Source organism: Pseudonocardia sp. ICBG1293, assembly GCF_020131355.1.
Taxonomy (GTDB): Bacteria; Actinomycetota; Actinomycetes; order Mycobacteriales; family Pseudonocardiaceae; genus Pseudonocardia.
The window spans coordinates 283,330-298,946 of the sequence record NZ_JAHLEL010000038.1; the positions used below are offsets into that span (position 1 = coordinate 283,330).

The 15,617-nt window shown below is 75.0% G+C and carries 11 protein-coding genes and 1 pseudogene; 5 read left to right on the top strand and 7 right to left on the bottom strand.

Going from position 1 to position 15,617, the window contains the following annotated elements; all coding sequences use genetic code 11:
* Positions 1-409: 409 nt before the first annotated feature.
* Both KPF47_RS15120 and KPF47_RS15125 read left to right on the top strand, forming a co-directional pair.
* Positions 410-1,708 carry a family 16 glycosylhydrolase gene (locus KPF47_RS15120; RefSeq protein ID WP_224389425.1) on the top strand — a complete coding sequence of 433 codons (1,299 nt, stop codon included), beginning with the start codon at positions 410-412 and terminating at the stop codon, positions 1,706-1,708.
* 51 nt (positions 1,709-1,759) lie between these two features.
* Positions 1,760-5,131, top strand: a complete 3,372-nt coding sequence (locus tag KPF47_RS15125; protein WP_224389426.1) for an ATP-dependent helicase — start codon at positions 1,760-1,762, stop codon at positions 5,129-5,131.
* Positions 5,132-5,236: 105 nt separating this feature from the next.
* On the opposite strand, the gene KPF47_RS15130 is transcribed toward KPF47_RS15125, so the two are convergent.
* The 7 genes and pseudogenes from KPF47_RS15130 to KPF47_RS15160 all read right to left on the bottom strand — a co-directional run bounded on the left by KPF47_RS15130 (position 5,237) and on the right by KPF47_RS15160 (position 12,758).
* Entirely contained in the window at positions 5,237-6,859 is a 1,623-nt protein-coding gene (locus tag KPF47_RS15130; protein ID WP_224389427.1) for a cation acetate symporter, read from the bottom strand.
* Entirely contained in the window at positions 6,856-7,209 is a 354-nt protein-coding gene (locus KPF47_RS15135) for a DUF485 domain-containing protein (RefSeq protein WP_224389428.1), read from the bottom strand. The genes KPF47_RS15130 and KPF47_RS15135 overlap by 4 nt, the downstream gene beginning before the upstream one ends.
* A gap of 189 nt (positions 7,210-7,398) precedes the next feature.
* Positions 7,399-9,067 (bottom strand): annotated as a pseudogene (locus KPF47_RS15140) (cation acetate symporter).
* On the bottom strand, positions 9,064-9,321 hold the full coding sequence (locus KPF47_RS15145; protein WP_224389429.1) for a hypothetical protein: 258 nt from the start codon (positions 9,319-9,321) through the stop codon (positions 9,064-9,066). Before KPF47_RS15145 ends, KPF47_RS15140 begins: the two are co-directional and overlap by 4 nt.
* A gap of 94 nt (positions 9,322-9,415) precedes the next feature.
* Positions 9,416-10,648: an IS110 family transposase gene (locus KPF47_RS15150; RefSeq protein ID WP_224386690.1), complete on the bottom strand. Its 1,233-nt coding sequence runs from the start codon at positions 10,646-10,648 to the stop codon at positions 9,416-9,418.
* A gap of 189 nt (positions 10,649-10,837) precedes the next feature.
* Positions 10,838-11,728 (bottom strand): LytTR family DNA-binding domain-containing protein, encoded by an 891-nt coding sequence (locus KPF47_RS15155; protein WP_224389430.1) that lies wholly within the window; start codon positions 11,726-11,728, stop codon positions 10,838-10,840.
* A 1-nt stretch (position 11,729) separates the two neighbouring features.
* A complete protein-coding gene (locus KPF47_RS15160; RefSeq protein ID WP_224389431.1) occupies positions 11,730-12,758 on the bottom strand; it encodes a sensor histidine kinase in 1,029 nt (342 codons plus the stop codon).
* A 180-nt stretch (positions 12,759-12,938) separates the two neighbouring features.
* On the opposite strand from KPF47_RS15160, the gene KPF47_RS15165 reads away from it, so the two are divergent.
* Genes KPF47_RS15165 through KPF47_RS15175 form a run of 3 tightly spaced genes read left to right on the top strand, consistent with a single transcriptional unit; the run spans position 12,939 to position 15,613 of the window.
* Positions 12,939-13,937: a TrkA family potassium uptake protein gene (locus KPF47_RS15165; RefSeq protein WP_224389928.1), complete on the top strand. Its 999-nt coding sequence runs from the start codon at positions 12,939-12,941 to the stop codon at positions 13,935-13,937.
* Between the two features lie 45 nt (positions 13,938-13,982).
* Positions 13,983-14,675, top strand: coding sequence for a transketolase (locus KPF47_RS15170; protein WP_224389432.1), 693 nt, complete (start codon positions 13,983-13,985; stop codon positions 14,673-14,675).
* Positions 14,672-15,613, top strand: a complete 942-nt coding sequence (locus KPF47_RS15175) for a transketolase family protein (RefSeq protein WP_224389433.1) — start codon at positions 14,672-14,674, stop codon at positions 15,611-15,613. The genes KPF47_RS15170 and KPF47_RS15175 overlap by 4 nt, the downstream gene beginning before the upstream one ends.
* The last annotated feature ends 4 nt before the right edge of the window (positions 15,614-15,617 follow it).

The window sequence follows — 15,617 nt, forward strand, 5'->3', positions numbered from 1 at the left end:
GAGCGCCCCGACACGTCGCGGCACGCCGCCGTGGGTGGTGCGCGCCCCGACGACCGCCGTCCCGGCTCCTCCCGCTCCGGGGCGGTCCGGCCGGACGCCGCGGACCCCGGTCGGCACCGCTCGCCCGGAACGGCCGTCGGCGGTCGGCAGCCCGCACCGTGGCCGACCGGACGGCGGGCCCCGCACCCCGCACCCCGGACCGCCCCGGCCGCCCGGTCCGAACCCGTCCGGCCCGAACCCGTCCGGCCTGAGCCCGTCCGGTCCGAGCCCGCACGGTCCGAACCCGCTCCGCCCGGGCGCGCCGGGTCCGAGCCTGTCCGGCCCGCCGCCCGCGGACCTGTGGCCCGTCCCGAGGACATCGTGGCGTCGACCGTGGCCCTGCCCGGCGCGGACCGCGCCGTCGCACGCCGTGCTGCCGTGGATCGCGCTGCCGTGGATCGCGCTGCCGTGGAGCCGGTCCCGGCCCCGGCACCCTCCGTCCGCGGACGGGTGGCTCCCGTGCCCCCGCACTCCGCCCCGGACCCCGTCCGCGGCCCGCGCAGACCCCCGGTTCCAGGTGGCCGACCTGCGGGCGGCGGTGCTGGTCCCGGTGGCGGCGGTCGCGGTGCTGGAGCTGTTCCCCACCCCCCGGCGCTCCAGCCCCCCCGCCATGCCGTCACCCGTCGCGTCGACCTCGGTCGCGTCGACGCCTGCTGCGCCGGCCCCCGCAGCGCCGCCCCTCGCAGCGCCGCCCCCCGTGGCGCCGGTCCGCGCGGGGCGTCCTCCCGCGGCGCCGGTACCGGTCGCCACGACCGCGCGCGTCGGCCCCGGCGCACCCGGAGCCCGGGACACCGTCGTCCGTGCCGAGCGCCCGGACCGTGCCGTCACCGGCCTGCGGCGCCGCGTCGCGCACGGCGCCGGGGTGCTGGCGCTGGTGCTCGTCGCCGTCGCCGGGCTGACCTGGACCGTGCTGGTCCCGCCGGACGGCACGGCCGTCGCCGCCGACCCGTCGACGTCCGCACTGGACAACCAGCTGCCGCCCCCGCCGCCACCGCCCCCGCCGCAGCAGTGGCGCCAGGTCGGCGGCGACGAGTTCGACGGCTCCCGTGTCGACCGCTCCACCTGGACCGTCTACGACTCACCCGGCGGTTTCGGCAACGGTCTGCGCCGCCCGTCGGCGGTCGGTGTCGGTGACGGCCTGCTCACCGTCGCCGCCCGTCCGCGGGCTGCGGGCGGCGGCGTCTCGGGCGGCGTCGCGATGCACGACGGGCAGCTCTACGGCCGCTGGGAGTTCCGCGCCCGCACCGACGTCGGCACCGGCTACAGCCCGGCGATCCTGCTCTGGCCGGACTCCGAGCGTTTCCCCGACGACGGGGAGCTGGACATGATGGAGATCCCGTTCGGCGACCGGCACGCGGCCACCGCATTCGTCCACTACGGCGCGCAGAACCACATCCTGTCCACCGCCGCGCCCGGCGACTTCACCCGCTGGCACACCTTCGCCCTGGACTGGCTGCCCGACCGGATCACCTGGTACGTCGACGGGGCGAAGAGGTGGGAGACCACCGACCGCCGCGCGATCCCGACCTCCCCGATGCACCTGGCGGTCCAGCTCGACCAGGGGCCGGCCGCCGGCTGGATCCCGGCCCCGGACGCGGGCACCCCGGACGAGGTGCGGCTGCAGGTCGACTGGGCCCGCGTGTTCGCACCGGTCGACGACGCCGGGTAGCGACGCCGGGTGCCGGCAGCGCTGTCGGTGGTGCCGGGTAGAACGGTCCGCGTGGACCCCACTCCCGCCGAGCTGGCACACGCGCTCGGCCTGCACCCGCCGACCGAGGAGCAGGCCGCGGTCATCGCCGCGCCCGCCGGGCCCGCGCTCGTCGTCGCCGGTGCGGGGGCCGGGAAGACCGAGACGATGGCGGCGCGCGTCGTGTGGCTCGTCGCGACGGGCCGGGTGCTGCCCGAACAGGTCCTCGGGCTCACCTTCACCCGCAAGGCCGCCCAGCAGCTGGGGACCCGCGTCCGGTCCCGGTTGCGCCGGCTCGCCGGGGCCCGGCTGCTCGACGACCTGGACCCGTCCGGGGCCCGGCGCGCCGCACTGCTGGCGGGCGAGCCCACCGTCGCGACGTACCACGCCTACGCCGGGCGCCTGGTCGGCGAGCACGCGTTGCGGCTGCCCGCCGAACCCGCCGCGCGGCTGCTCGGCCCGACCGCGGCCTGGCAGCTGGCCCACCGCGTCGTGTCGACCTGGGCGGCGGACCTGGAGATCGACCGGGTCCCCGCGACCGTCACCGGCTACCTGCTGTCGCTGGCCGGGGAGCTGGGCGAACACCTCGTCGACCCGGAGCAGGTGCGGCGCCTCGCCGAGCGGATGCTGCCGGTGCTGGAACACGCCCCGCCGGGCAAGCGGCAGCGCGCGGAGCCCTCGGCCGGGTACAAGGCCCGGATCGCCGGTCAGCGGATGCGCTGCGAGCTGCTGCCGCTGGTCGAGGAGTTCGCCCGCCGCAAGCAGGCCGAGCAGGCCATGGACTTCGCCGACCAGATGGCCCTCGCGGCCCGGGTCGCCGAGGCCGATCCGGAGGTGGGGCGGATCGAGCGCACGCAGTACCGGGCCGTGCTGCTCGACGAGTACCAGGACACCGGGCACGCCCAGCGGGTCCTGCTCCGCGCGCTGTTCGGCGTGCCGCCGGGGCTCGCCCCGGAGCCGGAGGACGGCCCGGAGTACCGGTCGGTCACCGCGGTGGGCGACCCCTGCCAGTCGATCTACGGCTGGCGCGGTGCGAGCGCCGGGAACCTGGCGCGGTTCCGCACCGACTTCCCCGCCGCAGGCGGTGACCCCGCCCCGGTCCACGGCCTGCTCACCAGCTTCCGCAACCCCGCGGAGGTGCTGGTCCTGGCCAACCGGGTCTCCGAACCGTTGCGGACCGCGCCCGGCACCGTCCGGGTGGGCGAGCTGCGCCCGCTCGACGGCGCCGGCCCCGGCGACGTCCGGGCCGCCCTGCTGCCCGACGTGGCGACGGAGGTGGGCTGGGTCGCCGACGGCATCGCGGGACGCTGGCACGCCGGTTTCGACGAGGGCCGCCCGCCCACGGCGGCCGTCCTGGTCCGGCGCCGCTCCGACATGGACGCGCTCGCCGCCGCCCTGCGCGACCGGCGGGTCCCGGTCGAGGTCGTGGGGCTCGGCGGGCTGCTGTCCACCCCCGAGGTCCGCGACCTCGTGTCCGCCCTGCGGGTGGTGTCCGACCCGCTCGCCGGGCCGGCGGCCGTGCGGCTGCTGACCGGCCCGCGGTGGCGGCTCGGCATCGCCGACCTCGCTGCGCTGTGGGAACGCGCCCGCGAGCTCGTCCCGCGCCGACCCGCCCGTCCCGGGCCGCTCTCGGCCGCCGACCTGGCCCTCGGCGCGCTCCCCGGCGAGCAGGCCGAGCAGGCCGGGCTCGTCGACGCCCTCGACGACCCGGGCGGCCCGGAGCGCTACTCCCCGGCCGGTTTCGACCGGATCCGCCGGATCGGTCGCGAGCTCGCCCAGCTGCGTGCCCGCACCGCGGCCCCGCTGACCGACCTGGTCGCCGACGTCGAGCGGACCCTGCTGCTCGACGTCGAGACCACGGCCCGCCCCGGCCCCACCGGGCGGGCGCACCTCGATGCGTTCGCCGACGTCGTCGCCGACTTCGCCGCCGGTGCGGACGTGCCGTCGCTGCCGGGCCTGCTCGACTACCTGGAGACCGCCGAGCAGGCGGAGGAGGGCCTGACCCCCGGCGAGGTGGAGGTCGCCCCGGACCGGGTGCAGATCCTGACCGTGCACGCGGCGAAGGGCCTGGAGTGGGAGGTGGTCGCCGTCCCGCACCTGGTCGCGCAGGTCTTCCCCGGCCGCAAGATGTCCGGCTCCTGGCTGAAGGACCCGGCTGCGCTGCCCGTCCCGCTGCGCGGTGACGCCGACGACCTCCCCGGCCTGCACCTTCCCCCGCCCGGCGCCGACCGCAAGCAGGTCGAGACCGCGCTCGACGACCACGACGACGCCCTCGACGAGCGTCGTCTCGCCGAGGAACGCCGGCTGTTCTACGTCGCGCTCACCCGGTCCGAGCGGGTGCTGCTGGTGTCGGGGCACCGCTGGCCCGCCACGGGGGAGCGGCCGAAGGAGCCGTCGGTGTTCCTCACCGAGCTCGCCGAGATCCTGGAGGGGCCCGGCGGCTCCGAGGTCGGTGTGCTGGAACGGTGGGCGCCGCCGCCCGAGGTGGACACCGGCAACCCGGCGCTCGGCGTCGAACGGACCGCGCAGTGGCCGCCGGACCCGTTCGGTGACCGCACCGACGACGTCCGCGCCGGGGCCGACCTGGTCCGCGTCGCACTGCGGGCCCGGCGCCCGAGACGCCCGCGCCGCGCCGCGCCGCCCGACCAGCTCTCCCTCGAGCTCCCCGCGGCCCCGGAGCCCGTGCCCGACGTGGCCGAGGCCGAGGGCGACCCGGAGGGCTGGGCCGCGGACGTCGACGTGCTGCTCGCCGAGCGCGCGGCCGCCGCGCAGCGGCCCACCGTGGCACTGCCGGGGAGGCTGTCGGTGAGCCGGCTCGTGGAGCTCGCCGACGACCCGGACGCGCTCGCCGTCCGGCTGCGCCGCCCGGTCCCGATGCCGCCCAACCCGCACGCCCGCCGCGGCACCGCGTTCCACGCCTGGCTGGAGCAGCGCTTCGGCGCGGAGCGCCTGCTGGACATCGACGAGCTGCCCGGCGCCGCCGACGAGTCGGTGTCCTCGGAGGCCGACGCGACCGAGCTCGCCGAGCTGCAGGCCGCGTTCGAGGCGTCGGAGTGGGCGGACCGCATGCCGGTCGACGTCGAGGTGTCCTTCGAGACGGTCCTGGCCGGGGTGGCGGTCCGCGGACGGATGGACGCCGTGTTCGCCGACCCGGACGGCGGCTGGACCGTCGTCGACTGGAAGACCGGCGGTCTGCCCGCGCAGGAGCGCAGGCACGCGGTCGGGGTGCAGCTCGCCGCCTACCGGCTGGCGTGGGCGGCGCTGCAGGAGGTGGCGCCGGAGCGGGTGCGCGCGGCGTTCCACTACGTCCGCGAGGGCGTCACGTTGCGCCCCGCGGACCTGCTCGACGCCCGTGCCCTGCACGACCTGGTCGCCGGGGTGCCCTCGGTCACCGCCCAGGCCTGAGCGTTGCCGCAGCCCCTCGATCCGTCGAGGGCGACACCTGCGACGCACGGAGCCCGCGCCCCCGGTGACGGGGACGCGGGCTCCACGCATGCGGACGGCCGGGGGTCAGTGCGCCTCGGCCTTGGCGATGCCGGCACCGGTCAGGGACCGGACCTCCATCTCGGCGTACTTGATGCCGTCGTGGCGCTTCTGCCCGACGTAGGTACCGATCACGCCCAGCAGGAACGACAGCGGGATCGACACCAGGCCCGGGTTGGCCAGCGGGAACCAGGCGAAGTCCGCGTTCGCGAAGATCGAGGTCTCGGCACCCGACACGACCGGCGAGAAGATGATCAGCACCAGGGTGCTGGCCAGACCGCCGTAGATCGAGAACAGACCGCCGGTGGTGTTGAACCGCTTCCAGAACAGCGAGTACAGGATGGTCGGCAGGTTCGCCGACGCCGCCACCGCGAAGGCCAGCGCCACGAGGAACGCGACGTTCTGGTCCTTGGCCAGGATGCCGCCGACGATCGCGACCACACCGATCACGATCGCGGTCCGCCGGGCCACCCGGACCTGGGTTGCCTCGGTGTCGGCGACCTCGCCCCGCTTGATCACGTTGATGTAGACGTCGTGCGCGAACGACGCCGACGCGGTGATCGTCAGGCCGGCGACGACCGCCAGGATCGTCGCGAACGCGATCGCGGCGATGATGCCGAGCAGCACCGGTCCGCCGAGCGCGGCGGCGAGCAACGGCGCCGCGGAGTTCACCTTGCCCGGCGCGGCCTGGATGGCCTCCGGCCCGACGATCGCACCGGCCGCGAAGCCGATGACCAGGGTGAACAGGTAGAACAGGCCGATCAGCCAGATCGCGACCTCGACCGACTTCCGGGCCTCCTTGGCCGTCGGCACCGTGTAGAAGCGCATCAGCACGTGCGGCAGACCCGCGGTGCCCAGCACCAGCGCGATGCCGAGGGAGATGAAGTCGATCTGCGAGGTGAACGACGCGCCGTACTGCTGGCCGGGGGCGAACAGCCCCTCGCCCTTCGGCGAGCCGTCGGCCGCGGCCTGCATGATCGCCGAGAAGTTGAAGCCGAACAGCGCCAGCGCCCAGATCGTCATGACCAGCGCGCCCGCGATGAGCAGCACAGCCTTGATCATCTGGACCCAGGTCGTGCCGCGCATGCCGCCGATGAGGACGTAGGCGATCATCACGACGCCGACGACCGCGATCACGACGCCCTGGGCGAAGCCGCCCGAGATGCCGAGCAGCAGCGACACCAGCGCACCGGCACCGGCCATCTGCGCGAGCAGGTAGAAGAACGACACCGCCAGCGTGGAGGTGGCCGCAGCGGCGCGGATCGGGCGCTGCTTCATCCGGAACGCCAGGACGTCGCCCATGGTGAAGCGGCCGGTGTTGCGCAGCAGCTCCGCCACCAGCAGCAGCGCGACCAGCCACGCGACCAGGAAGCCGATCGAGTAGAGGAAGCCGTCGTAGCCGTTGATCGCGATGGCGCCGGCGATGCCCAGGAACGAGGCCGCCGAGAGGTAGTCGCCCGCGATCGCGAAGCCGTTCTGGGTGCCGGAGAACCCGCCACCCGCGGTGTAGAAGTCCGCGGCGGTCTTCTTCGCGTGCCGGCTGTTGACGTAGAACACGATCCCCAGCGTCACGATGACGAACGCCAGGAAGATCGAGATGTTGAGCGCCGGGTTGCTGTCCGCGGTCGCCGCCAGGACGGTGGTGCTCATCGGGTGCCCTCGATCTCTCCGCGGAGCTTCGACGACAGCGGGTCGAGCACACGGTCGGCGTAGCGGATGTAGACCACGGTGATCGCGAAGGTCGACACGAACTGCAGCAGCCCGAGGATCAGACCCAGGTTGATGTTGCCGAGCACCGGGGTGGCCATGAAGTCCGTCGCGAAGGTCGCGAGCAGCACGTACAGCAGGTACCAGGCCAGGAACCCGGCGGTCACCGGGAACACGAACCCGCGCAGCCGCCTGCGCAGCTCCTGGAAGTCGGGGCTCGCCTGTGCGGCGGCCCAGTCGGGAGTGCCCGGCGTCGAACCGCCGGGCTGCTCGTCGGACTCGGTCGTACTCACGTATGCCTCCTTGCACAAGCCACGCACGGCCACGGAACCGGACCCAGGAAAGGGCCTTCGGGCCGTGTGCGGAACCCCACACGCTCGCTCCGGGCGACCCAAGATGCGAGCGGCCGACGACCGGACGATCGAGCGCGTCGCGGAACGACGAGCGGTCTTGACGCTGACGCCGCCGCTACGCTATTGCGCTCACTCCCGATCGGCCAGATGGAGCCGCAGCATCGTAGCTTCCGCGTCCGACGGAACGTGATCGCCCAGTGACACAGCGATCATGACGACGAAGGCGCACGGCACCGACCACAGTGCGGGCTGGGCGAGCAGCATGCCTGCCGTCCCGCCGAGCCCGAGGCCGGCGCCCAGCGCCATCGCCCCGACCGTCGTGAGCAGCCCGGTGGCCATCCCGGCGTAGGCGCCGCGCGCGGTCAGCCCCTTCCACCACAGCCCCAGCACCAGCAGCGGGCAGAACGTCGATGCCGCGACGGTGAACGCCGAGGTCACGGCCGCGCTGACGTCCACACGCACCATCAGCAACGCGGCCGGTACGACGGCGGCGGGCGCGGCCAGCGCGGTCCACCGCAGCCGGCGCAGCCCCGAGGGCATGAGGTCGTGCGCGAGCGCTCCGGACAGCGCCAGCAGCAGCCCGAGCGAGGTGGCCAGGAACGCGGCGAACGCCCCCGCGGTGAGCATCGCGGTCAACACCGCCGCGGTGCCGCCGCCGGTGACCCGCCCCGGCAGCGTGACGATCGCGGTGTCGGGGCCCTGGGACAGGTAGAGCTCGGGGGTGAGCACCGTCCCGAGCAGCCCGTAGACGATCGGGAACAGGTAGAAGGCGCCGAGCATCGCCACCGTGATCGCCGCGGTGCGCCGGGCACCGCGCCCGTCCGGGCTGGTGTGGAACCGCACGATGATGTGCGGCAGTCCCATCGTCCCCAGAGCCGTCGCGACCAGTACCGACCAGGTCGTCAGCAGCGGCGAGGTGTCGGCGGTGCCGAGCAGCGGCAGCGCCCACTCGGCGCTGCCGGGTACCGGCAGCCCGGTCCGGTCACCCCCCCAGCTCGGGCACCGCGGCGCCGTCGGGGAAGACCCAGACGGCGTCGGCGGTGGCGTGGTGCGGACCGGGGGCGAGCGCGACCGGCGCGCCGTCGACGACCACGACGGTCGGCTCGGTCAGCACCAGGTCGGTGCCGAGCCGGAAGTCGACCGGGGTCTCGGCGGCGAACCGGGTGAACTGCGGGGGCGCGGCCATGTCGGCACGCAGCTGCGGCCCGGCGAGCAGCAGCAGCCAGATCGCGGGCCCGGCGAACAGCAGCAGCTTGAGCGCGAACTGGAAGGCCTGCACGTAGGTCGCGGCGCGCATCCCGCCCAGGGCCAGCGTGAGCCCGACGGCGAGCCCGGACACCACCACCCCGACCCAGTAGTCGACACCCGACACCAGCGTGAGCAGCTGCCCGGCCGCGACGATCTGCGGCACCAGGTAGAGCACCGCGATCACCACGACGACCACCGCGCAGAACCGGCGCAGCGACCGCGACCCGAGGCGGGCCTCGGCGAACCCGGGCACGGTCAGCGCACCGGACCGGCGCATCGGGGCGGCGACCAGCGCGAGCATCAGCAGGTAGCCGGCGGCGAACCCGACCGGGTACCAGAGCGCCCCGGTGCCCTCCTTGATCACGAGCCCGGCGACACCGAGGAACGACGCCGCCGACAGGTACTCCCCGGAGACCGCTGCCGCGTTGAGCATCGGCGAGGTCCGCCGGGAGGCGACGAGGAAGTCCGAGGTGGTGCGCATCGCCGCCACGCCGCGCGCTCCGATCAGCACCGTGACCAGCAGCAGGGCGACGACCGCGGCGGCCGTCACGGGCGTTCCGCACCCTCCGCGCGGCGCAGGTGCCACCACGCCAGCACGCCGAGCAGCGGGTAGGGCAGCCAGGCGACCGCGATCCAGCCCAGCGGCAGCCCGCCGACCCTCCACTGGGCCAGCCCCGGCGCGACCCGCAACAGCACCGGGAGCCCGAACAGCAGCACCGCGGCGTAGGTCAGGGTGATCACCGCGCGGCGCAGCTGTGCCCGGCGCAGCCCGCGGGCGCGCCCGGCCAGCTGCGGGTCGAGCACCGCGGCGGGCTGCGGGCGTGCGGCGGCGCCGCCCCGCTCGGGGGGTGCGGTGACCGCGACCCGGCGCGGGCGGGGGGGTGTCTCTATGGGTTCGTCAAGCGGCGGCGAGTTCTGGATCGGGGTTGTTGACCGTGGGCGGGTTGTAGGGGCGGCGGTCGCGGAGCATGGCGTAGATGACGTCGGTGCGGCGTCGGGCGAGGCAGATCAGGGCGGCGTTGTGTCGTTTGCCGGCGGCTCGTTTGCGGTCGTAGTAGGCGCGGCTGGCGGGGTCGGCCAGGGCGGCGAATGCGGACAGGAACAGCGCGGATTTCAGGGCGTGGTTGCCGCGCTGGGATCGGGTTTCGCCTTTGATCGAGGTGCCGGAGCGGCGGGTGACTGGGGCGAGGCCGGCGTAAGCGGCGAGGTGCCCGGCGGTGGGGAACCCGGAGCCGTCGCCGACGATGGTGAGGATCTTGATGGCGGTCCTGACCCCGAGTCCGGGCATCGAGGTCAGGACCGGTCCAAGAGGGTGGGCCTCCAGGCGGGCTTCGAGCTCGTCGGCGAGCTGGTCGCGTTCGGTGTGGACCTGGCGCAGCTGCCCGGCGACGCCGGTGATGACACGGGCGAACGCGGCCGTGCCGGGAACGGTCAGGCTCTGGGCGTCGAGCGAGGTCAGGATCTGGGCGGGAAGGGTGCGGGCCAGTCGAGGCGACCGGGCCCGCATCGTCTCGGCGATCCCGTCAGCGCCGAGCTCTCGCAGGGCTTGCGGGGTGGGCGCGGCCGCGAGCAGGTCGAGCACGCCACCGCGGTCCAGGCGTGGCCCGAGCAGGCGTTCCAGGGCGGGATGAACATGCAGCAGGGCGTCGCGCAGCCGGTTCGTCAGCCGGGTGCTCTGCCCAGCCAGGTCATCGTCGTAACCGGCGAGCACAGTGAGTTCGGCGAGGGTCTCGTCGTCGGTGCCGACCCGGCGCAGGGTGTGCGGCATCGTCCGGGCGGCCTCGGCGATCACGTGGGCGTCGCGGGCGTCGGTCTTGGCCTGCCCGGGATGCAGGTCGGCGATGCGGCGCATCGCCAGCCCGGGCAGGTAGGCCACCGTGATCCCCAGATCACGAGCGACGGCGATGGCCAGCGCTCCGATCGAGGCGGGCTGGTCGATGACCATCAGCACCGCGCCGTGCTCGGCCAGCCCGGACAGCACGGTGCGCAGCGCCGATTCGTCGTTGGGCAGGGCCTTGTCGTGCACCCGCTTCCCGTTGGTGTCGACCGCGCAGGCGTGGTGTTCGGACTTGCCCACGTCCAGGCCGCAGAACACCGCGAACCCGGTCGGGTGCTGGTCAGGATCGGGCAACCGCCGCTCCCTTCTCGTCGCGGCAGGCCGACCACGAGCACCCGCGCCGGCAGCCACGTTGCGAGCAGACCACACGGGTCAGGTCTCTATCAGCGGTCGTTGGCGCCCTCCGGCCACGGCGACAACACCCCCCAGATCATCGGGCGACAGGGGCAGTCAGTCATACCGCGGCCGGCGGCCTGCAAGCCCTCAGCGGGCTTGATCAAGAAGGTAACGGGGGCACGCCCGCCCCCGGCCGCTTCCCGGCCCGGCGCCGTCCGGTGCGCGGTGGCCGTCGAGTGCGCCGGCGGTGGCCGCGGCGAGCAGCTGGTCGCGCAGGTCCCGGGCGTGCCGACGGCTGACCGGTACGTCACCGGCGTCGGTGTGGGCGAGCAGGCCGCCGCCGGCGTCGCTGCGCAGCTCGCGGACCGCGGGCAGGTGCAGCAGGAAGCTGCGGTGCACCCGGACGAAGCGGTGCGGGTCCCAGTGCTCCTCCAGCCGGGACAGCGGGATGCGCACCAGGTGCGAGCCGCCGGGCAGGTGCAGCCGCACGTAGTCGCCGTGGGCTTCGACGAAGCGGACGTCCTCGCGGCGGACGTAGCGGGTGCGCCCGGCGGCCTCGACCGGCAGCACGGCGAGTTCGTCGACCCGGGGGAGCGCGGGCCCGGCCGGCTCCGGCGCGGTCACGCCGCGGGTGTCCGGCCCGGCGGCGGACCGGCCCGCCCGGGCCCGGTGCACCCGGCCCAGCGCGTCGGCGAGCCGGTCCGCACCGACCGGTTTGAGCAGGTAGTCGACGGCGCCGAGGCCGTACGCCGCGACGGCGTGCTCCTCGAACGCCGTCACGAAGACGATCTCCGGCGGGGCGGCCATCGCGGCCAGCACGCCCCCGAGCTCCAGGCCGTCCATCCCGGGCATGGTGATGTCGAGGAAGACGGCGTCGAACCGGCCGGTGGGGATCGCGCGCAGCGCCTCGACCGCGCCGCCGGCCCTGGCGACCTCGCCGACGTCGGGCGCGTCGGCCAGCAGCGCGCAGATCTCGTCGAGGGCGGGGGCGACGTCGTCGACGGCCAGCACCCGCAACGGCTCCGCGGAGGCGGCCATCTCAGATCACCACCCCGGGCTGGAACCGCGGGATCCGCAGCACGATCCGGGTGCCCGCACCGGGCGCGGTCTCGATGACCAGGCCGTGGCCCGGGCCGTAGACCGCCCGCAGCCTGCGGTCCACGTTGACCAGCGCCAGCCCGGCGCCCTCGGCGGTGCCGGCCAGCACGGCACGGGCGTGCTCGGGGCTCATCCCCGGCCCGTCGTCGTCGACGGTGATCACGCAGACGTCCCCCTCGGCCTCGCCGCTGACCTGCACCAGCCCGCCGTCGGGGGAGCGCTCGACCCCGTGCTGCACCGCGTTCTCCACCAGCGGCTGCAGGGCCAGCACCGGGACCGGCACCGGCAGGACCTCGGGCGCCACGCGCACCTGCACCCGGAGCCGGTCGCCCAGCACCGCGCGGGCGAGGGTCAGGTAGGCCTCGACCGAGCGGAACTCCCCGGCCAGCGGCACGTAGTCGCCGCGTGCGGCGAGCGAGTGCCGGATGAACTCGGCGAAGGTCTCCAGCAGGTCGCGGGCGCGGGCCGGGTCCGAGCGGACGAACGACGCGATCGTGGTGAGCGCGTTGTAGACGAAGTGCGGGGAGATCTGTGCGCGCAGAGCGCGTAGGCGGGCGGCCTCGGCCTCGGTCTCGCCGTCGGCCAGGCGGGCGCGTTCGAGGGCGTCGGCGACGAACGCGGCGGCCCGGCGCGCGGCCGCCGACCCGACCCCACCGGCGAGGACCAGCACCGGGCCGTCGCCGAGGGGCAACGCGGTGCGGCCGCCCTCGGTGAGCCGCCGCCCGCGGGCCCGCCCGGCGAGTGCGAGGCCGTCGGCGCGGCCGGGACCCCACCAGGAGTCGGGCAGGCCGGGCCGGACCAGCCCCGCCGCCTCGGCGCCGCAGAGCACGGCGAGCCGGCGCAACGCCTCGGTCACGGCCGCGGACCCGGCGGGTTCGCGCAGCCCCGCGGCCACGGCGACCCCGGTCTCCAGCGCCTCGGTCGGGTCCGGGCCGGGCGCGGAGGCGCCCCGGAACCGACGCGTGCCCAACCGGGGCCGCAGCGAGGTGCGCGCAGCCCGCGTCGCACGTTCGTGGTCCCCCTCGGCCGACACCTGAGTCAGGATAGGGCCCGCGCGGTCGGTGCGGCGCCACCTGGGCGCTAGCCTGCGCAGGTGATCGGCTCCACCCGGCTCAGCGCACTCGATCCCCAGGTCGAGGGTGCGCTGCGGATGCCGGACACGCGGTCGGGCCCGGTGCGCTCGCTGATGACCCGTCTGGTGATCGCGGTGTTCGCGCTCGGCGCGACGACGCTGATCGTGTTCTTCGGCCGGGACGGCTACCTCGACAACAACGGCGCGGGCGACATCTCGCTGCTCGACGCGCTCTACTACGCGACGGTGTCGTTGTCGACGACCGGCTACGGCGACATCGTCCCGGTCAGCCCGATGGCCCGCGGCATCAACATCGCGGTGATCACCCCGCTGCGGGTGCTGTTCCTGATCGTCCTCGTCGGTACGACCGTCGAGCTGCTCACCGAGCGCTCGCGGCAGTCGTTCCGGATCCAGCGCTGGAGGTCGCGCGTGCGCGAGCACATCGTCGTCGTCGGCTACGGCACCAAGGGGCGGGCGGCGGTGGAGACGCTACTGGGCGACGACGTCGACCCCGGCAAGATCGTCGTCGTGGACACCGACCGGGCGCGTCTGGACGTGGCCTCGGGGCTGGGCCTGGTCACCGTGTCCGGCAACGCGACCCGCTCGGCGGTGCTGCGCATCGCCGGCGTGCAGCTGGCGACGACGCTGGTCGTCGCCCTGGACCGCGACGACACCGCGGTGCTGGTCACCCTCACCGCCCGCGAGCTGTCCAAGTCGATCTCGATCGTCGCCGCGGTGCGCGAGGCGGAGAACGTGCACCTGCTCCGCCAGTCCGGTGCCAGCTCGGTCATCGTCTCCGACGAGACGGCCGGTCGGCTGCTGGGTGTCGCGACCCGCTCGCCCGCCGTCGTCGAGGTGGTGGAGGACCTGCTCACCCCGGACGCCGGCTTCGCGATCTCCCAGCGCCAGGTCGAGCCGACCGAGGTCGGCGGCTCCCCGCGGCACCTGCCCGACATCGTGCTCGGCGTGGTCCGCGGCGAGCAGCTCCACCGGGTGGACTCCGCCGCCGTCGACGCGCTGGAGCGGGGTGACCAGCTGCTCTACGTCCGGAAGGCGAGTCCGCCGGACGAGGAGTAGTCCGCCCTTGACCTGAACCGGACTCCAGGTCGCACGGTGGTGACCATGCGATCACCGACCGGCTACGCCGACCTCGCCGGGCTGATGACCCGGATGACCGGCGACGAGAAGCACGAGCCCGCCGCGACCTCCACCCTCGACGTCCTGTGGGTCCTCTACGACCGCATCCTGCGCGTCGACCCGACGCGTCCCGACGACCCCGAACGGGACCGGTTCCTGGTCTCCAAGGGGCACGGCCCGATGGCGCTCTACGCCGTCCTCGTCGCCCGCGGGTTCCTCGACGAGCAGCTGCTCGACGGGTTCGCCGGGTACGGCTCGACGCTGGGACACCACCCCGACCGCACGCTCGTGCCCGGCGTGGAGATCTCCTCCGGCTCGCTCGGGCACGGTCTCGGTCTGGCCGTCGGCACCGCGTCGGGACTGCGGCTGCAGGGCCGCGGCGCGCGCACCGTCGTCCTCCTCGGCGACGCCGAGCTCGACGAGGGCTCCAACTTCGAGGCGATCCAGTACGCGGGCCGCGCCGGGCTGTCCGGGCTGTCCGCCGTCGTCGTCGACAACAGCTCGGCCTCGCACGGCTGGCCCGGCGGGATCGCCGGCCGCTTCGCCGCGGAGGGCTGGGCCGCCGTCGACGCCGACGGGCGTGACCACGACGCGCTGGAGCGCGCGTTCCGCACCGACCACACCGACCGGCCGCTCGCCGTCGTCGCGCACGTCGAACCGAAGGGGAACCACCGATGACCGGCTCCGCTCTGCTCACCGATACGCAGCAGCCCGCTCCTTCCGACCCCGTGAACGCTCCCGACCTGCGGGAACGCTTCTACGCCCTGCTGCCGGAGCTGATCGCGTCCGACCCGCGGGCCGTCGCGCTGCTGGCCGACATCGGTGCCGGCTACGTCGAGGTCCCGCCCGGGATCGCCGACCGCGTGATCAACGTCGGTATCCGGGAGCAGCTGCTCGTCTCCGCCGCGGGTGGGCTCGCGCTGACCGGGATGCGCCCCGTCGTCCACACGTTCGCGCCGTTCCTCGTCGAGCGCCCCTACGAGCAGCTCAAGCTCGACCTGGGACACCAGGGGGCCGGGGCGCTGCTGGTCTCGGCCGGTGGGTCCTACGACATGGCGGGCGCCGGCGAGACCCACTTCGGCCCGCGGGACGTGCCGCTGCTCGACACCCTCGAGGGCTGGACCGTGCACGTACCCGGACACGCCGACGAGGCCGAGGCGCAGCTGCGGGCCGCCCTGCCCGGCGACGACCGGGTCTACGTCCGGCTGTCGGCCGCGTCCAACGCGCGGCCGTACGGCACCGGGCCCTCGATGACCGTGCTGCGCCGCGGGGGCCGGGGGACGGTCGTCGCGGTCGGGCCGCTGGCGGACCGGACGCTCGCCGCGGTGGAGGGCCTCGACGTCACCGTGCTCTACGCGCCGACGGTCCGCCCGTTCGACGGGGCCACACTGCGCGCGACGCTGTCCGAGCCGGACGTCGTGCTCGTCGAGCCCTACCTCGCCGGGACCTCGGTCCGGCCGGCCGGCGACGCGCTCGCCGACGTCCGGCACCGGGTCCTCGGGCTCGGCGTCGGCGTGGCCGAACTGCGCCGCTACGGCAGTGCGGCCGACCACGACGCGGCGCACGGCCTGGACGTCGCGGGGATCCGGCGATCGGTGACGCGGTTCCTCTCGTAGGGTC